Genomic DNA, 21,624 nt, shown 5'->3' on the forward strand with positions numbered 1-21,624 from the left:
AACTGAAGATGTGTCGCTCGTCTCATCACCGGTCGAGTCACGCGCGAGCCGGGATGTCCCGCCAGGCCTCCTCCACCAGACGTTCGACCATCCAGGCGATGTGGTGACCGACCTCGTCGGGTGAACCACCGGGCTGCATCACATGGGAGAGCGCGATGCGTACGACAGTGTCGATCGCGGGGAGGATCGTCGGGTCGTCGCGATCAATACCGTCGTAATGGAACACGTACTCGGCGACCAACGACGTGGCGAGTTCGACCAGGGCCGTGCTGCGGGTCGTGAACAGTGGCAGCAGGTCGTTGCTCGCGCCGTGCTCCGCACTGACGACCGCACCGAACAGAGCGCTGGTTCGCGCCTGCGCCAGGATGGATACGGCGGCGGCGTGGACTCCGCCATAGAGCGAATCGGGGTGCGCCGTGAACGCGGCCTCCACGCCCGTCAGGAACAAGGACACCTCACGCAGCACCAACGCCTCGGCGAGTGCCGACTTCGACCCGACCTCGTTGTAGACCGTCTGACGGCTGACACCGATCAGATCACCGATGGCTGCCATCGTGACCGACGACCAACCGGACTCTGCCGTCAACTCGGCGGCAGCACAAAGCACCCGCTCGCGCATCGAAGCGGTGGTCGGTTCGCTCTCGACCGGGCTCACGAGCCACGCGATCCGACGAGCGCGGAAGTGTCTGCCATCTGGGTCTCCTTGCAGTCCGCTGGTGAGACGTCCGCCGCACGGGTTCATGACACGATTTCTTCGCCGTCAAGGCGCGGCTTGCGTACGCCCGGGTGGGGAGGTTGGCTTGCACCATGGCTCTTCCCCTCGGCATCGACTTCGGCGGCAGCGGCATCAAGGGCGCGCCGGTCGACCTGAAGACCGGAGACTTCGCGGCGGATCGTCACAAGATCCTGACTCCGAAGCCCGCCACTCCCGATGCGGTGGCCGAGGTGTTCACGCAGATGCTGGAGCACTTCCCACAGGCGGACGGTCCTGTCGGAGTGACCGTGCCGGGCGTGGTGAAGCGTGGTGTCGTACACAGCGCCGCGAACATCGACAAGTCGTGGATCGGCACCGACGCCGATGCGCTGTTCACCCGCAAACTCGGCCGCGACGTACACGTCGTCAACGATGCCGACGCGGCCGGACTGGCCGAAGTGAAGTGGGGTGCCGCGAAGGGCCAGGACGGCCTGGTGATCGTGACCACCCTGGGCACCGGCATCGGTTCGGCGTTGATCTATGACGGAGTGCTCGTGCCGAACTCCGAGCTCGGCCACCTCGAGATCGACGGCCACGATGCGGAGTCGCGTGCGGCCAGCAGCGTCAAGGAGCGCGAGGATCTGTCGTACGACGAGTGGGCCCAGCGCCTCACCCGCTACTACGGCGTCGTCGAACGGCTCTTCTCCCCCGATCTCTTCGTCGTCGGCGGTGGCATCAGCCGCAAGGCGGACAAGTTCCTCGACAAGATCGAGATCGACACGCCGATCGTCGCCGCAGCCCTGGAGAATCGGGCGGGCATCGTCGGCGCCGCCCTGGTGACCACGCTGATCGCCGAGGGCTGACGTTCAGATCCTGCGCGCGCGCACGCGCGCGACCCGACCTCGAGTGAGTTCGTTGGCGTGACCGTCGAGGATCACCACGACCGGCACCCCGTCGACATCGAGCACCATCTCGTGCGCGTCCGCGGTGAGCACGTCACCGCGGATGTCCAGCAGATCGTCACCCAACTCGTCGATGCCGCGCTCGACGGTGGCCGGTTCGACCGCTGCGACTGCGCTCGCGCGCACCGGATCGCCACCGCTGTAGCGGCCATAGCGAAGCAGCACGTACGCGAAGAGCAGCAGCGCCGCGTCCACCGCCGCGGTTGCGAACCACATCAAGCCCGAGGGCTCGCGACCAGCGCTCAGCGTCTGCACCAGCGGGCCGTTGAGTACGAAGAGCAGCAGCACCAGGAAGACGGCGTACTTGATCCGTCTCCAAGGCAGCGCGCGCACGTCAGTAAATGTAGCGGGAAATAGGGCCAGCCCCGCTCCCATCGGGAGCGGGGCTGGCGTCTTGTGCGGCGGGGTCAGCCAGACCCTGCGGCCTGGTGTTCAGTAGACGTAATCGCCGTTGCGCTGGTTGGGCGCGAGGTAGACGTTGCGCAGCGCTCCGGACGGTGCGGTCGCCGAGACCAGGATGGCCGAGTCCGGACGCAGCGGGCGGGTGCTGTTGCGCCAGCCGAAGTTCGGAGCGCACACGGTGCTCGACAGCGCGACATTCGACGTGAACGACATCTCGATGGTGTAGATCTCGGCTCCCGCCGGCGCCGGCGCCGGCGCCTTTCCGGTGATCCGGGGTGCCGACCAGGTGCCGTACGACGAGTAGGACGTCGTGGGCAGGTTGACACCGTCATAGGGACGCGAGATGACCTGGACCTTGTAGTTCCAGGTGCTGCCGGCAGGCGCGGTCTGCCCGGCCGCCTCGGGTCCGACCGCGACAGAGACGGTCTTGATGACGCTGTTGGCGGTGGTACTGCGCACGGTGACGTAGCAGACGCCGTTGGTAGCGGTGGAGTCGCTCGGCGAGACCGCAACCGCGGTCGGAGCAAGGGCGGTGGCGCCCACAAGGGCCAGGGCGGCGACGGCCGCGCGGCGGGTGTACTTGATCATGATGTTGAATCGCCTTTGGATGAGTGGTGACGGATCAGGGCAGGTAGGGCTGGCACGGGAACGCTTCGAAGCCGAACCCACCCACGTTGCAGCAGCCACTGCCCGAGGTGATCGTGGTGTCGCAGGTGTAGGTGCCGTTGCCCTGGTTGCCCGGGTCGAGGATCGTGCGCGACTCGCCGGCCGGTGAGTTGGCCACGATCCGAATGTCGGCGTCCGGGTGCAGGTTGGCGGTGCTCCAGCCGATGCCCACGCACGCGTCACCGGTCCCCGAGCCCAGGCTCGAGGTCCAACTGACGGTGAACGTACGCGTGTCGCCGACCTGCGGCGAAGCGTTGACCGCCGACCACGAGCCGTAGCTCATGGTGAACACGTTGTTGATGTTCGGGATGACGATCCCGGGCGAAGGCACCTTCACCGTGAAGGTGTACGTCCAGGTCTCTCCCGAAACCCAGGTCTCCGCGGTGCCCGCCTTGGGCCCCACCGACATCTGGTAAATGCGGGTCTGGTTGTTGGCTGTCTCGCCAGACTTCTCGATCCGACAAAGGCCGTTCGAGCTCATGGTGCCCGTGGTGCCAGCAAATGCTGGAGCCGCCACCGCGACAGAGATGGCGGGAACGGACCAGGCCGCCCCTTGCGCGAGTGTGCGTCGCGACATCCCCGTTTTGGGCGCGCGCGTATTCGTACTCATTTATGAAGTTACCCCTCTAGCCTCGGGATTTCACGAGTGATCTGGCGACACCGGGGCTGAAAGCACGGAAGTGCCTGTCCTGCTTGGGATTCTTGTTCTTGCGACAGTCCAAGAATCGCTAGCGGAAAGGCACTCCGTAGGTGAAGCGTAGCCGTGTCCCCAATCTGGTTCTCGATCCCGTCCGCGAGTCGCTGATCTCCTCCTGCGGGGCGCTGCTGCTCAAGGAGGCGTCCGGTGTCACCGGCCTGGGCCGGGGACTCTCCCGGGCGCTTGCGCCGTGGCGCCCAGCACGGGCTGAGCATGACCCGGGCAAGGTCTTGCTCGACGTGGCGACCGCGGTCGCGCTTGGCGGGGATTGTCTTGCCGATGTCGCCGTGATCCGTGCCCAGCCCGAGTTGTTCGGGGCGGTCGCTTCCGACCCGACCGTCTCGCGGGTCTTTGCAGCCCTCGCTGCGGACGTGGACGACGCGGTGGCCGCGATCCGGGACGTGCGGGCCCAGGCGCGCGCGGCGGTCTGGGCACGCCGTCGCCCGCTGGCCGGTACGCCGGGTAGTCAGGTGATCGTGGACATCGACGCCACCCTGGTCACCGCGCACTCGGACAAGGAAGGCGCCGAGCCGACCTTCAAGCGCGGGTTCGGGTTCGCCCCGATGTGCACCTTCGTCGACCACGGCCAGCACGGCACCGGCGAACCGCTGGCGATCGATCTGCGGCCCGGGAAGGCCTCGCCCTGGAATAGCGCGGACCACCTCGCCACGCTCGAGGCCGCGCTGGCCCAGCTCCCCGATGGCGAGCAACAGCAGGTGCTGGTCCGCGCCGATACCGGCGCCTGCTCGAAGGTGTTCCTCCACCACATCACCGACGCCGGTCTGGAGTACTCGATCGGTTTCCAGGCCCAAGACACCGTCAAAGCAGCCATCGAAGCCATCCCCGAACAAGCCTGGCGATCCGCGGTCGATGGTGACGGTGAGCCTCGCGACGGCGCTCAGGTCGCCGAGCTCACTGCCTGGATGCCGACCCCGACACGGTCCAGCCGCCCCGGCCCGAAGGACTGGCCGCTCGGGATGCGGGTCATCGCCCGCCGCGAACGCCCCCACCCCGGCGCCCAGCTGCGACTAACCGACCACAACGGGTGGCGCATCACCTGCTTCGCGACCAACACCAAAGGGCCCGGCTGGACCCTGGCCGCGCTCGAGGTCCGCCACCGCCAACGCGCCCGCTGCGAGGACCGGATCCGCGGCCTGAAAGACACCGGGCTGCGGAACCTTCCCTTCCACGACTACGCCAAGAACCGAATCTGGCTCGAGGTCGTCGCACTCGCCGCCGATCTCCTCGCCTGGACCCAGACCCTCGCCTTCGACGAGCATGAACCCGCCCGGCGGTGGGAGCCCAAACGACTCCGCTTCCGGCTCCTCGCCGTCGCCGGACGCATCATCCGCACCGGCCGCCGAAGACGCCTACGACTCCCCAGGGACTGGCCCTGGAGCCAGCTCATCGACACCGGCTGGACCACGCTCCACACCGCCTGACGGCCAAGACCCCCAACCCATCGACCAGGAACCGGAGAACCGGCGGCCACAGCGCCGGGGGCCAGACACGCCCTTCATCCAACCCGGCCGGCTTCCATCGAGAACCAGCTGCTCAGCAGGGCTCACGAAACGTCGAGGCTAGAAGGCGCCCCCCGGCGCGGAAAGACCCTCCCCCGAGGGTCCCTTGCACCCTAGCGCACCACGATCTTGCGGAACAAGCGGGGATGGGGGGGTGCCACGGATGCCACGAAGGTTCGGGCAACTCAGTCCCTGAGATAGCCCTCGAGCAACCGGCGCAATCGGGTCGCCGCGGTCTCGGGTGCGGCATCGCGAGCGGCTCGTACGATCATCGCGTCGATGATCTCCGCGATCGCCTCGACCTCGGGCTCGCCCCACGCCGTCAACGCGTCGCGCAGCGGCACCTGCAATCGCCGGTGGAAGTCCTCCATCGGCCGCTGCAGCACCTGGGGCTCGACCACCCGGCTGAGCGCCTGCGCCACAGCCTGCTCGGGGGAGGCGAAGAGTTCGAGATTGGCTTCGACGTACGCCCAGACGCGTTCGGCCGGCGTCGCCGCGGCCTCCACGTGCGCGCGAACCCGGTCGGCCCAGGCGGGCAAGACGTCGCCCACGACCGCAGCCAACATGTCGGGCGGCGAGGAGAAGTACTGATAAATGCTGCTGCGCGCCAGACCGGCGCGACGCGCCACCGCCGCCATCGACGGCTCCGCACCGGTCTCGGCGAGGAGATCACGAGCAGCGTCGAGCAGCGCGCGCCGTTGCTTCGCGTGATGCTCGGCGACCGTGGGTGCCGTGATCCGGGGCATCCTTGCCTTCCTCCCGTCGTGCCGCGGCGCTGTTAGTCGGGACGCACCGTGAGACGTCCGTCGACCATTTCATACACCCGGTCGCAGTGATGCAGGACATCGTGATCATGGGTGACCATGACGGTCGCTACCTGGCGTTCGTGGGTCTCCGTGGCTAGCAATCCGACGATGTCTTGACTGCGCTGGCGGTCGAGAGCGGCGGTCGGCTCGTCGACCAGGAGCAGGTCGGGCGCATTGACGAGGGCGCGCGCGATGCCGATGCGTTGACGTTCGCCACCGGAGAAGCTGGTGGGGGCGCCGCCCGGCCTTGTGGTCCATGCCCACCGCTGTCAGGAGTTCGGCGGCGTCTCGGTGTCGTCCGCCCCGGGTGAAAGTCGCAGGGAGCCGGATCTGGTCGAGGGCCGTCAACGCCGGCACCAGGTTGTCGCTCTGGAAGACGTACCCGATCCGTTCGCGTCGTACGGCGGTGCGCTGACGAGGCGTCGCAGCGACCAGGTCGACCTCACCCAGGCGTACGGAGCCCGAGGTCGGCGTGGTCAGCGCTCCGGCCACGGCCAGCAGGCTGGACTTGCCCGACCCCGAGGGACCCACCACGGCGACGAACTCGCCGGGAGCGACCTCGAGAGTGACATCGTCGAGCGCGGTGACGATTTCCTCGCCATCGCCGTGCGTGAGGGTGACGTCGCGAAGGACGAGTGCGGGGGTCTTCGCGGTCATCGGTTGCCTCCCAGGGCGGTCAAGGGGTCGACACGGGTAATGCGGAATACGGCACTCGCGGCGCCGAGCATGCCGAGGGCGATCAGCAACGCCGCAGCGGCGGCGATAGGCCCGGCCTCAAGGGCGAACGGCATCTCCGTGGCACTGATTGCCGCACCCATGCCGAGTCCCGCGCCGATCCCGACCGCCGCGGAGACGATCAGCAGGATGAAGGACTGGAGCAGACTGTCGCCCAGCAGATAGCGGGTCGGCCCGCCGAGGGCGCGCAGCACGGCGATCTCCCCGCGACGCTGGATGGTCAGCACGGTGAAGAACGCTCCGACTACGAGCGCGGAGATGAGGTAGAGGAAGACCTGGATCAGTTGCAGGGTCGAGGTCTCGGCGGTGTAGCCGGGTGAAGCGTCAAAAGACTCCTTGAGGGTCATGGACGTCGTGTCGGCGGCCTTGTCTGCGGCGGCGAGGTCGACATCATCAGAGGAGTCGGCCTCGATGGCGACGGCGGTGAACTCCTGGTACACGTGCGGCGCCACATCGTCACCCGCGCGTACGCCTGCCCTCGCCTCCTGCCAGGTGCGCAGCGAGACGTACCCGACGTCCACGTGACCGAAGGTGTGCTGGCCCTCGAGTACGCCCACCACAGTCAACTTCATGCCACTGGGCTCCAACACGACGGTGTCTCCGAACTTGAGGCCGTCGTCTGCCGCGGTGCCCGAGATGACGACCTCACCCTCACCGGCGAGTGGCTTTCCCTCATTGACGGGGGGGTCGAGGAACGAGCCGCGCTCCACGCCGAACAGCGCGAGGTCGATCTCGACACCACGGTCGCTACGTGCATTCACCAGCGTGTTGCCGAACGGGGTCGCAGCCTTGACACCCGGTTGCTCGGCCCACTGGCTGACGGCCTTGGGCCCGACCACACTGCGTGAGAATGCAGAGCTCTTCTCGACGTCGGCTTGGAAGGCGAACGACGAGGCCGGCAGCGTCTGGAGGCCCGAGACGCCATCTTTGACCAGGCCGACCGACAGGCCGCTGAGCAACACCATCAGGACTGCGATCAAGGCGACAACGCTGCCCATGAGGGCGAACCTGCCTCTCGCGAAGCGCAGTTCGCGCACCGCGAGGAAGGACGGCTTCATCGGGCCACTCTTTGAGATACCAACACCATGTCGGCAAACGTACCGACGCCCTGTCGGCAATCCAAGGCGAGGGTGGCATGACGTGGGTCACCGTCTTGGACCGCGCTTGGCTGACCCAGGGCCGCTTCGGCGCTGTGCCGATCGCCGGGTTGGCCCAAGAGCGGCTAACGGGTACCTCGTTGCGCGTACGGCAGATCCTCGCCAGTCGCCAAGAACTGCGGCCGCGATCGAGCCCCAGCGCGGCCGATCGGCCCCAGGGCCGCAGTTCTTGCCGGACTGCGGCGGACGCAAATGCACCGAGGCCCGGCCGAAGCCGGGCCTCTCACGTGCGCGAGGGGGGAGTTGAACCAGCGAGATCCACGCGTGACTAGCGGTTTTCGGACACGCTCCGCGTGAATTCTCGTCCAGTTGCCTCCCGTTCGGCACCGTTGGGCCGGGGGCGGGCTACACGGGGTAGCACCAGCAGTTCTTGAGTTTGGTCCGGCGGAATCGTGCCGGACGACCTCAGATTACCTCGGATGAGGCGAAGGGGAAGTGCTCCGCCCTGTCGCCCGCTGCGCACTTCTCGGGCAATCTGGGTGGTGCGGGATGTGCCCACCTACAGGGTGGACCATAGCCTTAAGGCCAGCCCAGGCAGTTCGACGTGGGCCGGATGACCTGCTCGGGGACGGTCGGCTCGATACGCTCCCACAATGAGAAGTCGCTCCAAACGGAATGGGTGGATGCGAAGGAGCAGGTAGGACGGACGAGGGTGAGACAGCCAGCAAACCGAGCCGTTGGGACCGGTGCCCAGTCCGCCGTGAAGGCTCAATTCGAGTTCATCGGCTGGGGGGTCGCGCCGAATCTGGAGCACGATGTGGGCACCGATCAATGGGTGATGGCCCACGACGAGAGCGGCACAGACTTAGGACGGCTTCTCGGGGTTCAAGTGAAGTCAGGCGCCACACCGTTCAACGCGCCGGTTCATGAGGGCGTTCAACTCCGCGGCTGGTGGTTCCGGGAGAGGGATGCGCGTCATTTCGATTACTGGACCAATCACTCCGTCCCTCACATACTCGTGCTCCACCGCGTCGAAGACGGCGGGTCGTTCTGGGTTCATGTCACCCAGGACAAAGTGGTCTCCACTGGCAAGGGTCGAAAGATCTTCGTTCCGGTGGAGCAGAGATTGGACGCTGCACATCGCCGCGCGTTACTGGACGTTGCTCTCTCGCGCGCAGAATTGCCCGAGTTCCAAGGGAGTGTCTGGGATACAGGTCAATCCATTCCAGAGTCTGCTGTACTCCGCTACGCACTGATCACCCCACGCTTACTCATTCCACACGGCAACCGCTCCCACAGCGCGATCGAAGCGCATCAAGCGCTGGCCCTCCTCACGCGCATGCGGCTGCGCCACCTTCACCGTTGGCGGGAAATCGAGCCGCGACTGGACCCACAAGAATCGTCGCAGTCTCCTGACTGGGCGTGGCGGTTCTACGCGGCCATGTCGAGCGCTCTGCTTGATGCCGACGCTGCGCACCTGTCCAAAGTGGCAGGCGACTCTCCCACCCCACAGGCAAAAGCCGCCGCGGTCACCTCCTTGGCGGCGTTCCGATACGAGTCGGAAGACGTCGTCGGTGCCCTCACGATCATCGAGGAGGCCCTCGGCGACTCACACAGTCCAGTCGACCTCGCGTGGATTGAGGCACATCGGGCCAGGCTCTTGGTCGAACTTGGCGACACTAAGACCGCCCAAGAGGTAGCTCTTCGAGTCGCGCCAATCGGACGCATCGCCAATCATGACCCCACAGCGTCGGTACTCGCCGGCTCAGCCGCAGACCTAATCTTCCGATTGAGCGATTGGGATGGCGAGAGTTTGGCTTCTGCCATCAAGGGACACGACAACCTCGGAACTTGGTGGCGTTCCCAGACGATCCTCGCTGGTTTGGCTGCCCAAGCGGAGGATTCCTTCAAGAACTGGTCCTACGACCGAACTGTCACCATGGGCGCCGACGACGTTGCCTGGCTCTCGCTCCGATCCGCAATGGCCCAGGCGAACCACGCCGCAGATACCCCTTCGTGGCGCAACGCGGCCACGATGCTGTCGCGGAGGATCTTGATGACGTCTGACAGCGAGCATCAGATCGACGGAGCGCTGGACCTGGCCAGGCTGGCTGGAGCAGACAAGGTAGTCAAGGCAACGATTGCTCGATTGCTTGACACGGGACCGGTTGGTCCGGTGGCCGCTGTCGCCAACCGGATCGACCTCGATGCGCTAACCCGAACCCCACTAGCTGCCAGTGTTCGATTCGTTGCCGGGGCTGCAGACGTACTTTCAGCTGACGCGGCTGACCGGCATGCTCGTTGGGCAATGCGGTTGTTGTGCGACCCAGGCGACTTCCAGCAGCGGTTGAGGCCGAGTTTCCTCTTACGTGACGAACTCCCAAGACTGCTCCTCGGACTCTCCACGTCAGTTTCGCCCAGCGTGAGCTCCGAAATCAGAGAGCACATCGTGGGACTATCGGCCGTGACCGATCAACTGCTGGCCGATCGATACGCCCGTCTGGTCCGGCACCTCGATGAGAGCGAATGGACCGAGGAACAACTGCGAGAGTTGGCGTCTCGCCGCTCGCAGCATCACGAGGAGTTGGCCGGAGCCATCGACTACGTCATTGCTCACCGAGACGCTGACGAGCGTCTCCAACTCATCGACAAGATCGCCGAGGGTGACCTCGATGCGCTGCACAGTTTCGGCAGCGTCATCGACCTGCCCACTGAGGTTGTGCTTGCGCTAATGGCGGCCATGGAAGGTCAAGTTGAGGCGATCCTGGATGACGCCAAGAACGGGACAGTGCGGGTAAGCGACCGCGACCCCTTGCGCACCTTGGTCCTCCTCAGCATTTGGCACCCAACGCTCGCGCGCTGGAAGACATGCGCCAAGGCTCTAGAAGACCCGACCGTTATCGGCGAGTTTACGATCGGCGCGATCGAACTCATCGGGCAAGCAACGGACGAGATTCCCCGTGAAGTCGCTCTTCTGCTCCGTGAGGCACTCAAACTGCAATCCACGCGGGCTCCGCTTGAACATGAGTCCCGACTCTTTTGCCCAACGCGAGACCCCCGGGGCCCAGCGAAACTCACCTACGCAAAGTTGTTTCCAGAGGAGACCTCTGAGTCTGACCTAGTGCCGCGGATTTGAAGTTGTTGGACGGTTGGCCTTCGCCAGGATCTGATCGGCGGTCTTGGTCCACACGAACGGATGCGCTCTTTCGTGCCAGCCGTCGATGAAGGCGCGGATCTTGGCGTTGAGGTCCTTGACCGACTTGAACACCCCGCGGCGGATCGCCTGCCGCTCGACGATGCCGAACCAGACCTCGACCAGGTTCATCCAGGAGGCATGGGTCGGGGTGAAGTGCACGACGAAGCGCGGGTTGTCGGCCAGCCAGGTCTTCACGTTCAGGTGCTTGTGCGCGGCGTAGTTGTCCATCACCAAGTGCAGCTCGACCGGCTGCCCGTCGGCGTCGCGGACGTCGCGGTAGGCCCGCTCGATCTGCTTGAGGAACGCCAAGAACTCTTGATGACGATGGCGCGGCTTGAGCGCCGCGGTGACCTGCCCGGTCGCGATGTCGAGCGCTGCGAACAGCGTGGTGGTGCCATGCCGGTAGTAGTCGTGCGACCTGCGCTCGACCTTGCCCGGTTGCATCGGCAAGATCGGGACCGTCCTGTCCAGCGCCTGGATCTGGGACTTCTCGTCCACGCACAGCACGATCGCGTTCTCCGGCGGCGCCAGGTACAGCCCGCAGATGTCGGTCACCTTCCCGACCAGCTCGGGGTCGGTGGAGAACCGGAACGACTCCGCCTTCCACGGCTTGACGCCGTAGGCCGACCAGGCTCGGGCGACCGACTTGTGGGAGATCTTCAGCCGGTTGGCCAGCAGCCGGGTGGACCAGTGCGTGACACCGAGTTTCTTCGGTGGCGGCTTCAACGTCTCGGCCACGATCGCCCGGTGATCGAGCTCCCGCGGACGTCCCGAACGCGGAGCATCTGCCAGCCCCGCCAGTCCCTTGGACTGGTAGCGATCCCGCCAGCCCAGCACCGTGGTCACCGTCGCACCGACCAACTCCGCGATCCGCGTATTCGCCACCCCGTCGGCCGCGAGCAACACGATCCGCGCCCGCTTCGCCGCCGACGCCGGCACCGTCGAAGCCCGGGCCCACCGCTCAAGCTCCTCGCGATCGCCTGGACGCAGAACCAATGCAGGAGCAGGACGATTCGCCATGCCTCATGATTTCAGATCCCAACTATCTAGGAACTTACGACACGCGGCACTAGTTGTGATGCTGCTCGGCAGCGAGAGTGAGAGAACTGCAGGGGTCTGGATCGCTGTAAACTCCGAGCGATCAGGCGTTCTCGAGCTCTTGGCGTCGTTGGCTTCCGATCCAGCGCTGTCGGTTCGCTCTGCCGTTGTGCAAGGACTCGCAGTCTTAGCTAGCAGGAGTTCGACTAACTCCGCTGCCGCCGTCCTCCTACTCGACCGACTGCTCGCAGCTCCCGGCACCAAACTCGGGCTCGCCGCAAGCGCGTTGTTCAGCGATGAGTTGCCGATGGAAGACTTCCGCCCGCTACTTAGTCGGTTGTGCGACCACCCATCAGCTGTAGTGCGCTGGAGAGCTTAGGGACGCATTGGAAAAGCGTTGAGCAGTAAGCTGCCCCGCGATGGAGAGCACCAAAACAGATCACTATCGGCCGCAGCGTCCACCTCGGGTGTGCCTTGCCAGGCAGGTATTGGACAGGATCCACCGTCACCGACACCCGAGGCTCACTCAAGACCTCTGGCCCGAGTCGGGCTAACCAATGAGCGCGTCACAAGCGCCATGCCGCGCAAATCAGACCAGCATCTGGACAAGCAGCAGGTCGCTTAGCCGAGCCCTAACGAGGTTCATCGAGTACTTCGGGGAGCGGTCATGGCCAGATACCTGCTTGCCTTGCCTCATCACCTTAATGATCCCCGAGTCAATTGCGGCGCGGAGTGCCTCACGGTCAGGAATGAAGAAGGCCTCGACCATCGCGGGATGAAAGGACGCCTTGGACTTTCGCTGGTATTTGGGCGGGGCAACCCTCTTCCGAGGAACTTTCCCATGAGCGAGACGGAACTCGCGCTGCCAGGAACGGAAGGCACCCTCGTCATACTCGACCTCACCAGTCAGAACAAGAAAGCCTAGCCCGCCGAACTCCGTGATTGCCGCCTCCATTGCGGCTCGGTCGTTGAGCGGGGCATCGCCACTAAATGCCATGTGCGCCTTCAAGTCCCAAGCACGCCCGAGCCCGTAGTCAAATTGTGTTGCGCCTATGCGCCTAGGACCGCCGCCAAACGCGTTGATGAGTGCCGGGAGTCCGACGTACTCGAAGAAGAAGGCCACCCATTCGTCCTGCGCCCACTGAGAGAAGTCAGCCGCCTGCATGTCGCGGACACACGCCCGCCCGTCCATGTGCTGAGGAAGTGAATCGACGAGCGCGGTCACGAGTGCGCTTGCTTCGTCACGCACCGAGGTGAAGTAGTTCGCGCTCGCAGCGTGAGCAACGCGGCTCTCGGCTCCTCGCAGGATGTTGTTGAGCCCGTCAAGGGTGATCGTTTGCCCGGCCGACCAGCACTGACGATTCCACTCCACACCAAGGGCAGCGGAGATCTGCCTACCGAGTTCAGGCTTCGCCTTGCTGGCGTCGACGTCCAACCCGAGCCCCACCGCAAGGTTCACCAGAACGGACTTGCGCTCCTTACTACCCGGCCCCAACCTCTCAGGAGGAGAGTGCGTCAACGCACTCAGGCGAGACACCGCCTCTAACTTGCTCCGCGCTGGGACGAACCCACTAGCCGAGGCAGCGAACGGCCCATCTGACTCCAGTCGAGTGGCCTCGCGTTTAGCCGTCCACGCTTCGGCTCCATCCAGGATGTTGTTGAGCCCACGCAAGGTGATGGTCTGCCCGGCCGACCAGCACTGACGATTCCACTCCACACCAAGGGCAGCGGAGATCTGCCTACCGAGTTCAGGCTTCGCCTTGCTGGCGTCGACGTCCAACCCGAGCCCCACCGCAAGGTTCACCAGAACGGACTTGCGCTCCTTACTACCCGGCCCCAATCTCTCAGGAGGAGAGTGGGTCAAGGCACTGAGTCGGGAAACCGCCTCCAACTTGCTCCGCGCTGGCTGAAATGCGCTCATGTCTCATCCATCGAGGGGCCCAACAGTTGAGACCCTGGAACCTGTGCCAAACAAGCGAGGCAGCCGAAACCCGAGGCCAACAGCGTGCTAGCCGCGACAACGACACCCCTGCGGCTTGTTTGCGCACGCGCGTTGGCCACCTGCCGCCCCCGGGAGCGGCCAGCCCATTCCCCAGTCACACGGGCAGGCTAATCGCTTAAGCGGTCAGCGGAGAGGCCGTCCGGTTGTCGCGGGTGCGTTCAATCAGTGGCCTGCTCGAGTCCCAATAGCGCTCGACCGCGGGATCCGGCGTGATCGCGCTCCCCAAAACGGCCTGCGCAAGGCCAGGACTCCTTCGGCTGACTGCATCCACGGTCGCAGACACGTGCTGACGGAACACGTGGTACACCGCACCGACATTCACGCCATTTCCCAACTGCTTGTACGTGGAAGCATTGGGCTGGTCACCAAAGTCAAACCATTCGGGAAGCCCTTGCAATCGAGCAGTCTCTCGTGGCGAGAGGCGTCGCAGTCGGTCGCCCAGGACGCTGGTCTGCGTGATGGCCACTAGAGCAGGCAAATAGGTCGGCCGTTTGGCACGTAGGCCTGATGGACGCAAGTGCATGACTGTGTCATAAAGCGAGCGGGCATCCTGCGCCTGCCATTCGAGCTTGCGCCGCGACGGCGGAAACCCCTCCAGGTAGTTCCACCGCGCCAGCCACGACTCAATCACCGCTTGATGCTCGGTGTAGAGGGCGGCATTCTTCCGAAGGAACCCCGCTTTCCACGCCGGCGTATCTGGGTCGATGTGTAGGTCTCGCTCGTGGATGAAGGCATCACTCCAGACTGGGAACCCGGGAAGTTTGCTCACACCAGCCCGACGAAGGGTGACCACAAAATCGTTCCACGCCTCGACCCAGGTTGTCTCCGATGGAGACAACCGCAACTTCAGCGCGGTCTCTGGGTCGAGGTCCTGGTCAAGAGGGAGGTGGGCGTCGAGCAGCCATCGTTGCGGGTCCCACCCGTCAACTGCACGAGCCTCAACGGTCGGTTCAACATCCGATTGCGCCTCCCGTCTGCCGACGTAGGTCGCCAAAATGAACACTCGCTCCCGGACCTGCGGTCGGCCTCCTCGCTCTGGCGGGAGTAGGTGTGGCGAGAACACGAGTGGTTTGGCGGACACCCTGTAGCCGAGATCGCGCAGCGACCGGATGATGACCTCCCACTCGTGAGTGTGGCGTGGCCCAGCCAGATTCCTGACGTTCTCAAGAAGCACGACCGATGGTCTGCGGACGCGCAGAATTTCAAGAATATTCCAGAACAGGGTCCCTCGTGCCTCGTCCATGCCGCGCTGGTAACCGCTCTTGGAGAAGGGCTGACAGGGGAATCCGGCAGTGAGGACATCATGGTCAGGGACTCGCATGGTCGTCTTGGTATCGGCGACGATGTCGCCCAGCGCCGGGAGTCGCCAGTTGCGCTCATAGACGGCGGCGGCGGCCTCATCCTTCTCAACTGCGTACACACCCTCCCCGCCCAAGGCGCCGAGCGCAGCATGGAAACCACCAATGCCCGCGAAGAGATCGACGAACGTGAACGGGGAGGACTTCGAACTCATGTTCGGGCAGCTACCAGCTTGGGCCGACAAAAGCTAGGACCGCAAAGTAAGGCCGTGCTATTGGCTCGCAGACGGGCGACGATCATGTTTCGTCCACCTTTCGTGAATATGCGGCCAACACCGCCAAGGACTTCGGCGTCCCTCGGAGAGAGGGTCCACAGCCTCAGACTGACACGTTGCCGCCACGACCACCTCGGACGGGCTCAATCCTGTGGACAGGGTTTGACTCAGCACCTGCTCAGGACCCTTGTGCGACCTCATCGTTGACCACGGTTGAACCTCGCGAACTCCGCGAATCTCCTTGCCCCATGGGCCTTTCAGTGCCCTTCACCCCCTGTTTTACAAGCGGCACGAATGCTACGAATGACGTAGATGGGTCGCCCGCGGTCGGGTGGCCCACGACGCATTTTCGGGCGACTTGTTGGACGTGGTTGAGCATGCATGGCGGCGTGAAGATCTATCGGGGAGCGGCAACAGCCGCGCGGCAGTACGTCGAGGCTGATCGTGGGCGAGCCGACGACCATTACCTTGCCGAAGGCACGGGCATCGCGGAGCGACTGATCGGCACCCCGGACAGTGTCGAGCGGGCGCCCAGCCTGGACGGCGATGCGTACGAAGCCTGGGTCGCGGGTCTCGACCCGGAGACGCACGAGCCTCGTGGTCGCTTGCGCAAGGACGCCCGAGCGACACGCTTCGCCGAGGTCGTCGTGAACGGACCGAAGTCCTGGTCACTCGCCGCCGCCCTCCACCCCGAGGTCGCCGAGGCGTACGACAGCGCGATGGATTCCGCGGCGCATCAGATCGTGGCGTGGCTGGCCGAGCACGCGACGACCCGCGTTGGTCCGCGCGGCCGTCAGGTGCAGGTGCTGGTCGAGCGGATCGAAGCCGCGGTGATTCGGCACTATTCGTCACGGGCCGGCGACCCTCACCGGCATCTCCACCTCCAGATCAACGCTCGAGTCTTCGCGGATGGCAAGTGGCGTGGCCTGCACACCGTCGGGATGCGCGACAACATCGACGCCATCAACGGCATCGGACACGCCGCTGTCATGTGCGATCCCCACTTCCGGCGAGTGCTGGCCGACCATGGGTTCACCGTCGACCCCGAGGCCGGCGAGATCGATCAGCTGGCAGAGTTCGTCGGGCCCTTCTCGGCAAGGGCGCGACAGATCGGCCGCAACATCGAGCGGTACGAGACGGAGTGGCGCGCCGACCACCCAGGCGAGGAGCCGGGTCCCGGGCTGCTCCGCTCCTGGGATGCGCGTGCATGGGCAGACAACAGACGGGACAAGGTCGCCGCTCGCAATGGTGCGGACATCACCGAACGCTGGGTTCACGAGTTGGCTGCACTCGACTATCGACCGCCAGCCGCGAGGGCGCCATTGCATGCGACTCGAACAGGGCAGATCGACCGTGACCGAGTCTGCGAGATCGCGCTCACTCGCCTCGGCGCCAAGCGTTCGGCCTGGAACACTGCCGACATTCGCGGTGTGATCGAGCACCTCATCACCGAGGCGAACGTCGTCACCGAGGTCGGCGTACGCGCCGAACTTGCCGAAGACCTCACCGCGAGAGTCGCTGCCCGGTGCTTGCCGCTGCTCAAGGAGCCACCTCCGGCCGAGCACATCCGCTCACTGACCAGCCCCGAGGTGCTCGAAGTCGAAGCCGACCTCACCACTCGGCTCGCAGCACGAGCCATCCCGGCCGCGGCGAGCCTTGACGAGTCGGCCGTCGGCACCGACGACGCGCAGCTCAGGAAGTCCGTCGTCGCGCTGGCCGGGGACTCACCGCTGGTTGTGCTCGAAGGTGCAGCGGGCACCGGCAAGACCACCGCTCTCGCAGCGGCTTCCGACGTCATCGAGCGACGTGGGCACCGGCTGGTGTTGGTTGCCCCGACACTCAAGGCAGCACAGGTGGCGGGCCGGGAGGTCGGTGCGCACGCCACCTCCGCGGCGATGCTGGCCCGTCGCTGTGGCTGGTCGTGGGACGAGGACGGGCACTGGAGCCGCGCGGGCTCCGGCACCTCCGACGCGCTGAGGCCCGGCGACGTACTCCTCATCGACGAGGCCGGGATGCTCGACCAAGACACCGCCCGGGCACTACTCACGATCGCCGACGAGGCCGGCGCCAAGATCCGCCTGGTCGGCGATCGCCACCAACTGCCAGCAGTCGGACGGGGCGGAGTACTCGACTTGGGAGTGCGCTGGACCCGGCCAGAACAACACCTCAGTTTGGAGTCCGTGCGCCGGTTCCGCGATCCGGCGTACGCCGACCTCAGTCTGGCCATGCGCTCTGGCGGTGAACCCGCCGATGTGTTCCGGAAACTCCACCAGCGCGGCGAGGTCGTGGTGCACCAGAGCGAGGAGGACCGACTCACTGCGCTGGCCTTCGAGGCGGTCGAGTCCTCGGCTCTCATCGTTGCCGACACTCGCGAGGACGCTGCGACGCTGAACGCGGTGATCCACGACCTCCGGGTCGAGGACGGGCTCGTTGACGAGGAGAGCACGGTGGCGACGCGCGGGGGCGACCAGATCGGCCGCGGCGACCGAGTCACGACGCGCGCCAACGACTACGACCAGGGCGTCGCCAACCGCGACACCTGGACGGTCGTCGACATCTATACCGACGGTGGGCTGCTGCTCTCCGGCGCGGGAGGTGAGCGACGCGTCGACAGCGAATACGCCCGCAAGCACGTGGAGCTTGCCTACGCCACGACGGCGTACGGCGCCCAGGGCGAGACCGTCGATGAGGCACACCTCGCCCTCACCGACCGGACGGGTGCCGCGTCGGCGTACGTCGGCATGACCCGCGGGCGCGAGCGCAACGCAGTTCACGTCGTGGCCGAAGACCTGGAGGATGCAGAGCAGCAATGGGTTGCCGCGTTCACCCGGGATCGTGCTGACCTCGGTCCTGCGCATGCGGCTCGTTTGGCTGCGGAGGAAGCAGTGAAGTACGAGACGCCGAAGCGTGGGGCTCCTCGCCGCAGGCCGCGCCGACCATCGCGAGTCCAGCCACAGCCAGCAACGTTCCCCCACTCGCCAGAGTCACCGTCAATCGGCTTCTGAGGCACTACGTAACCCTTTCCGAGCGTTCCTCTTGAACTTTCGGGGGAACGCCGTTTGACCTGCGAGAACTCGAAGGTTCCCCCAAGTTCCCCCTGGGCGGCAGGTACGAAGTCGGTAACGTTCCCTGCTCATTCTGGGAGGTCTCATCACGGGATCCCAGGAGGCTCCGATGTCCGACCACGGCCAAGCAACCACACCCAACGCTCACGACGAATTGATGACCATCGGAGAAGTCGCCGAACTCCTCCGAGTGCCAGTGGCGACGCTGCGCTACTGGCGACACCTCGGGGCAGGCCCGGCCAGCTTTCGAGTCGGTCGTCACGTGCGCTACCGACGATGCGACGTCCGCGCCTGGGTCAACGCCAAGCTGCGTCGGTGAGTCTGGTGCCTGCGGAACACGAGCGAGATCCGCTGCTCACCATCGACGATGCCGCTGCCTACCTCAACGTGCCCGCTCGCTGGGTGGCTGACGCAGTCCGCGAACGAAAGGTGCGTTGCACCCGGATCGGCAAGCACGTCCGCTTCCGAGTCGAGCACCTGGACGAACTGATCGAAGTCGGTGAGCAGCCGGTCACGGCTGGGGTGATTCAGCTGCGACGCGATCGGAGGCGGTCGAAGCTTTTGAACAACAGGCAAGCCATAGCGCTATGGACGCGAGTGGTTGGTCGGAAGAACCGAGGAAGCAACCTCGTGCGCCAGCCGCTCCAACGCGCGCAAGTCCTCGGCCAACTGAGCTCGGTCAACCGGGCTCGACGCCTCCAGCGCCGCAGCACGGATGAAAGACGTGACCTTCACGCCATCCTTCTCTGCCCGAGCACGAGCTTCCTCGATCTCGTCGAAGGAGAAGCGCACCGAAATGGTGACGTCTCGCTTGACGCTCAGCGGGACGGAACGTCCCGTGTCGAAGTCCGAGGTGTCCTGAGTCCGGTTGTAGTGCTCGGCCAGTTCCGCCTCGGTCATGTCGGACGTCGGTTCCGGACTACGACCCATCGTCCAAGTGTGTTGCACTCGTCGAAGTAGCGCAACACGCGATCAGGCGCTATCAGTCGGCGATCGTGAGGGACACGTCTCCGAAGTCCGCAACCACCCGGACAGTTCCCCCGAGCGCCTCTACGTAGCTGCGCAGGGTGCCCAGCTCGGAAGAGTCCAGTTGTCCGGACTCGATCTGGGAGACGCGACCCTGGGTGACGTGCATGAGGTCGGCCACCTCGCGCTGCGTCGTAGACGACTGCTTGCGGATCTCCGCCAGGCGATAGGCACGGACTTCAGCGCGGGCACGCTCGCGGGCAGCATCGATCCGCTCCTGGCTGGTCAGCCCGGCAGCGATGGCGTCGCGCTTGACGTCGCTCCACGAGCGACCGAGAGCCTTCTTGTCACTCACTGCCGTGCTCCTTCCGTTGCTCATCGAGCCACCTGTCGTACCGCTGCTCCGCAATCGGGACGTTTACCTCGTACCACTTCTTCCAGTTCCCCGCCTTGTCTCCAGCCACCAGGAGAACCGCTTGGCGCATGGGATCGAAGACGAAAAGGATCCGGATGTGAGTGCGACTCCGGGTAGGTCGCAATTCCTTCATGTTGTGGTGCTTCGAGCCGGCGATCTTGTCGACGAACGGGCGGCCCAGGGTTGGCCCTTCGTCCTCCAGCAACTCGATCGCCTGCTCGACCTGATCCGCGGTGTCGATGTCGTGACGACAGAGTTCGAGGTACCACTCCTCGACCTCCGGCATCAGGATGATCTCCCACTGCTCCGCCATAGTATTACTCCTGACTAATATTCATCAAGGAGTTCGGTCGGATAGTGCCACCCGTGAGCGCGGTGTCGATGATCCCCGAGATCAACTCGTCGCCAGCCGGGAGCAGGTGCCCATAGGTGTCGATCGTCGTGGTGATCGACTCGTGCCCCAACCTCGCCTGGATGTGTGGCAGTGGCGCTCCACCGGCCACCAGCCACGCGACATGCGTGTGCCGCAAGTCGTGGAACCGGAACGGTGCGATGCCCTCGGCCGCCAACGCCTTCATCAACGGGCGCCACACACCTCGATAGAAGTCGCCGTTGTGCACCGGGAAGCCCTTGCGGGTGGTGAACACGAAGTCGTCCGGCGCGCGCCCGTCAATCAACCGCGTCAACGCAGCTGCGACCGCCGGAGCAATCGTCACCGTCCGACGCGACTTCGGCGTCTTCGGATAACCCAGGTGGTGCTCGTGCATCGCGTGCTTGGGCTGGAGTTGCTTGGCGATCCAGCCAGGGGTGTCGGTTGCATCGTCCTCACCGTTGCGCTTCCACGCCTTGTTCACCCGCCGGTCCGCCGCGACAGGTCGACGTCGCTGACCCACAGCGCGCTCAGCTCGCCGAACCGAAGTCCTGTCCCGACCGCCACCGCGAGCAGGTCGCCGTGCTCGCCGGCGAGGCGTACGGCGGTCTCCAGCTCGCGCTCGGTCAGGAACCGCAGCTCGGGCCGGGACTGCTTGACCCGCGACTGCTTCGGCGCCGTCCCGATCGCCGGGTTGGCCGCGAGATAGCCGCGCTTGACGGCGTACGCGAAGACCCCGTGAATCAGCCCGTGATAGTTCGCCTTGGTCTTCAGCGAACGGTCCCACTCGATCAGCCACGCCTTGATGTCGGCCCCCGAGTTCGAGGTGACCGGTCGGGTGAACAGCGGCGACCCCGCCACCAAGGTCGACCCAGGACTCGCAGATGCCCGAGATAGCGCTTCCGCTGCCCCGGCGAGAGGTCCACGATCTGGCGGGCGTGCTCCTCGCCTAACTCCAGGAAGGAGTCGCCGAGATCATCCAGGTGAAGGGCGTGGTTTCGAGACGGCCGCTGCGCGGCCTCCTCAACCACCGGTGAGCGAGACGTCCGGTTTCCAGACGCCCGCTCCGCGGCCTCCTCAACCACCGGTGAGCGAGACGTCCGGTTTTCCAGACGCCCGCTGCGCGGCCTCCTCAACCACCGGTGAGCGAGACGTGGCGGTATCGAGACGGCCTCCTCAACCACCGGTGGGCGTGGTTTCGAGACGGCCGCTGCGCGGCCGCCTCAACCAACCCAGAAATGCATCGAGGCCCGGCCGAAGCCGGGCCTCTCACGTGCGCGAGGGGGGAGTTGAACCCCCACGTCCTTTCGGACACACGGACCTGAACCGTGCGCGTCTGCCTATTCCGCCACTCGCGCGTGCAGCAGGCGAAGGTTATCCCAGGCAGCGAAGCATCCCCAAACCCGCGCACGCCGCTGCC

20 protein-coding genes and 1 tRNA gene are annotated in these 21,624 nt (G+C 65.4%); 5 read left to right on the forward strand and 16 right to left on the reverse strand.

Translation table 11 applies throughout. From position 1 onward, the window contains the following. Window positions 1–37 precede the first annotated feature (37 nt). Window positions 38–742 carry a TetR family transcriptional regulator gene (locus V9G04_18925; protein MEI2715301.1) on the reverse strand — a complete coding sequence of 235 codons (705 nt, stop codon included), beginning with the start codon at window positions 740–742 and terminating at the stop codon, window positions 38–40. Between the two features lie 65 nt (window positions 743–807). On the opposite strand from V9G04_18925, the gene V9G04_18930 reads away from it, so the two are divergent. Further along, on the forward strand, window positions 808–1,557 hold the full coding sequence (locus V9G04_18930) for an ROK family protein (GenBank protein ID MEI2715302.1): 750 nt from the start codon (window positions 808–810) through the stop codon (window positions 1,555–1,557). 3 nt (window positions 1,558–1,560) lie between these two features. On the opposite strand, the gene V9G04_18935 is transcribed toward V9G04_18930, so the two are convergent. From V9G04_18935 to V9G04_18945, 3 genes are all read right to left on the reverse strand, one after another. Next, window positions 1,561–1,989 carry a hypothetical protein gene (locus V9G04_18935; protein MEI2715303.1) on the reverse strand — a complete coding sequence of 143 codons (429 nt, stop codon included), beginning with the start codon at window positions 1,987–1,989 and terminating at the stop codon, window positions 1,561–1,563. 99 nt (window positions 1,990–2,088) lie between these two features. After that, a complete protein-coding gene (locus tag V9G04_18940) occupies window positions 2,089–2,646 on the reverse strand; it encodes a hypothetical protein (GenBank protein ID MEI2715304.1) in 558 nt (185 codons plus the stop codon). A gap of 34 nt (window positions 2,647–2,680) precedes the next feature. Further along, window positions 2,681–3,205, reverse strand: coding sequence for a hypothetical protein (locus V9G04_18945; protein MEI2715305.1), 525 nt, complete (start codon window positions 3,203–3,205; stop codon window positions 2,681–2,683). Between the two features lie 269 nt (window positions 3,206–3,474). Here V9G04_18945 and V9G04_18950 point away from each other — a divergent pair, with 269 nt between their 5' ends. Then, entirely contained in the window at window positions 3,475–4,863 is a 1,389-nt protein-coding gene (locus V9G04_18950; protein MEI2715306.1) for an IS1380 family transposase, read from the forward strand. A 263-nt stretch (window positions 4,864–5,126) separates the two neighbouring features. Here the strand turns inward: V9G04_18950 and V9G04_18955 are convergent, their stop codons facing one another. The 3 genes from V9G04_18955 to V9G04_18965 form a co-directional block, all read right to left on the reverse strand. Continuing rightward, window positions 5,127–5,687 (reverse strand): TetR/AcrR family transcriptional regulator, encoded by a 561-nt coding sequence (locus tag V9G04_18955; protein ID MEI2715307.1) that lies wholly within the window; start codon window positions 5,685–5,687, stop codon window positions 5,127–5,129. Window positions 5,688–5,792: 105 nt separating this feature from the next. Continuing rightward, on the reverse strand, window positions 5,793–6,404 hold the full coding sequence (locus V9G04_18960; protein MEI2715308.1) for an ATP-binding cassette domain-containing protein: 612 nt from the start codon (window positions 6,402–6,404) through the stop codon (window positions 5,793–5,795). Then, window positions 6,401–7,540 carry an ABC transporter permease gene (locus tag V9G04_18965; GenBank protein ID MEI2715309.1) on the reverse strand — a complete coding sequence of 380 codons (1,140 nt, stop codon included), beginning with the start codon at window positions 7,538–7,540 and terminating at the stop codon, window positions 6,401–6,403. The genes V9G04_18960 and V9G04_18965 overlap by 4 nt, the downstream gene beginning before the upstream one ends. A 799-nt stretch (window positions 7,541–8,339) precedes the next feature. Here V9G04_18965 and V9G04_18970 point away from each other — a divergent pair. Continuing rightward, window positions 8,340–10,715 carry a DUF4365 domain-containing protein gene (locus V9G04_18970; GenBank protein ID MEI2715310.1) on the forward strand — a complete coding sequence of 792 codons (2,376 nt, stop codon included), beginning with the start codon at window positions 8,340–8,342 and terminating at the stop codon, window positions 10,713–10,715. On the opposite strand, the gene V9G04_18975 is transcribed toward V9G04_18970, so the two are convergent. The 3 genes from V9G04_18975 to V9G04_18985 all read right to left on the reverse strand — a co-directional run bounded on the left by V9G04_18975 (window position 10,698) and on the right by V9G04_18985 (window position 15,328). Continuing rightward, complete coding sequence (locus V9G04_18975; protein MEI2715311.1) at window positions 10,698–11,795, reverse strand: IS630 family transposase; 1,098 nt, start codon at window positions 11,793–11,795, stop codon at window positions 10,698–10,700. The genes V9G04_18970 and V9G04_18975 overlap by 18 nt on opposite strands. 607 nt (window positions 11,796–12,402) lie before the next feature. Further along, window positions 12,403–13,734: a hypothetical protein gene (locus V9G04_18980; GenBank protein ID MEI2715312.1), complete on the reverse strand. Its 1,332-nt coding sequence runs from the start codon at window positions 13,732–13,734 to the stop codon at window positions 12,403–12,405. Window positions 13,735–13,930: 196 nt separating this feature from the next. Next, window positions 13,931–15,328, reverse strand: coding sequence for a DNA cytosine methyltransferase (locus V9G04_18985; GenBank protein ID MEI2715313.1), 1,398 nt, complete (start codon window positions 15,326–15,328; stop codon window positions 13,931–13,933). A 449-nt stretch (window positions 15,329–15,777) separates the two neighbouring features. On the opposite strand from V9G04_18985, the gene mobF reads away from it, so the two are divergent. Both mobF and V9G04_18995 read left to right on the forward strand, forming a co-directional pair. Next, complete coding sequence (mobF, locus tag V9G04_18990) at window positions 15,778–18,393, forward strand: MobF family relaxase (GenBank protein MEI2715314.1); 2,616 nt, start codon at window positions 15,778–15,780, stop codon at window positions 18,391–18,393. Window positions 18,394–18,562: 169 nt separating this feature from the next. Beyond that, on the forward strand, window positions 18,563–18,772 hold the full coding sequence (locus tag V9G04_18995; protein ID MEI2715315.1) for a helix-turn-helix domain-containing protein: 210 nt from the start codon (window positions 18,563–18,565) through the stop codon (window positions 18,770–18,772). Between the two features lie 266 nt (window positions 18,773–19,038). Here V9G04_18995 and V9G04_19000 read toward each other — a convergent pair whose 3' ends face one another. The 6 genes from V9G04_19000 to V9G04_19025 all read right to left on the reverse strand — a co-directional run bounded on the left by V9G04_19000 (window position 19,039) and on the right by V9G04_19025 (window position 21,562). Beyond that, complete coding sequence (locus V9G04_19000) at window positions 19,039–19,383, reverse strand: hypothetical protein (GenBank protein MEI2715316.1); 345 nt, start codon at window positions 19,381–19,383, stop codon at window positions 19,039–19,041. A gap of 52 nt (window positions 19,384–19,435) precedes the next feature. Next, window positions 19,436–19,774, reverse strand: a complete 339-nt coding sequence (locus V9G04_19005) for an XRE family transcriptional regulator (protein MEI2715317.1) — start codon at window positions 19,772–19,774, stop codon at window positions 19,436–19,438. Then, on the reverse strand, window positions 19,767–20,147 hold the full coding sequence (locus tag V9G04_19010; protein MEI2715318.1) for a type II toxin-antitoxin system RelE/ParE family toxin: 381 nt from the start codon (window positions 20,145–20,147) through the stop codon (window positions 19,767–19,769). The genes V9G04_19005 and V9G04_19010 overlap by 8 nt, the downstream gene beginning before the upstream one ends. Window positions 20,148–20,151: 4 nt before the next feature. Beyond that, entirely contained in the window at window positions 20,152–20,688 is a 537-nt protein-coding gene (locus V9G04_19015; protein MEI2715319.1) for a tyrosine-type recombinase/integrase, read from the reverse strand. Then, complete coding sequence (locus V9G04_19020) at window positions 20,685–21,065, reverse strand: hypothetical protein (protein ID MEI2715320.1); 381 nt, start codon at window positions 21,063–21,065, stop codon at window positions 20,685–20,687. Before V9G04_19020 ends, V9G04_19015 begins: the two co-directional genes overlap by 4 nt. 413 nt (window positions 21,066–21,478) lie before the next feature. After that, a tRNA-Leu gene (locus V9G04_19025) sits at window positions 21,479–21,562 on the reverse strand. Window positions 21,563–21,624: the final 62 nt, after the last annotated feature.

This window comes from Nocardioides sp., from assembly GCA_037045645.1.
Lineage (GTDB): Bacteria > Actinomycetota > Actinomycetes > Propionibacteriales > Nocardioidaceae > Nocardioides.

Bases quoted from the DNA above. Each gene is read 5' to 3' on its own strand.
- V9G04_18925 (MEI2715301.1), bottom strand. From the start codon at position 742: ATGAACCCGTGCGGCGGACGTCTCACCAGCGGACTGCAAGGAGACCCA.
- V9G04_18930 (MEI2715302.1), top strand. From the start codon at position 808: ATGGCTCTTCCCCTCGGCATCGACTTCGGCGGCAGCGGCATCAAGGGC.
- V9G04_18940 (MEI2715304.1), bottom strand. From the start codon at position 2,646: ATGATCAAGTACACCCGCCGCGCGGCCGTCGCCGCCCTGGCCCTTGTG.
- V9G04_18945 (MEI2715305.1), bottom strand. From the start codon at position 3,205: ATGAGCTCGAACGGCCTTTGTCGGATCGAGAAGTCTGGCGAGACAGCC.
- V9G04_18955 (MEI2715307.1), bottom strand. From the start codon at position 5,687: ATGCCCCGGATCACGGCACCCACGGTCGCCGAGCATCACGCGAAGCAA.
- V9G04_18960 (MEI2715308.1), bottom strand. From the start codon at position 6,404: ATGACCGCGAAGACCCCCGCACTCGTCCTTCGCGACGTCACCCTCACG.
- V9G04_18965 (MEI2715309.1), bottom strand. From the start codon at position 7,540: ATGAAGCCGTCCTTCCTCGCGGTGCGCGAACTGCGCTTCGCGAGAGGC.
- V9G04_18975 (MEI2715311.1), bottom strand. From the start codon at position 11,795: ATGGCGAATCGTCCTGCTCCTGCATTGGTTCTGCGTCCAGGCGATCGC.
- V9G04_18980 (MEI2715312.1), bottom strand. From the start codon at position 13,734: ATGAGCGCATTTCAGCCAGCGCGGAGCAAGTTGGAGGCGGTTTCCCGA.
- V9G04_18985 (MEI2715313.1), bottom strand. From the start codon at position 15,328: ATGAGTTCGAAGTCCTCCCCGTTCACGTTCGTCGATCTCTTCGCGGGC.
- V9G04_18995 (MEI2715315.1), top strand. From the start codon at position 18,563: ATGTCCGACCACGGCCAAGCAACCACACCCAACGCTCACGACGAATTG.
- V9G04_19000 (MEI2715316.1), bottom strand. From the start codon at position 19,383: ATGGGTCGTAGTCCGGAACCGACGTCCGACATGACCGAGGCGGAACTG.
- V9G04_19010 (MEI2715318.1), bottom strand. From the start codon at position 20,147: ATGGCGGAGCAGTGGGAGATCATCCTGATGCCGGAGGTCGAGGAGTGG.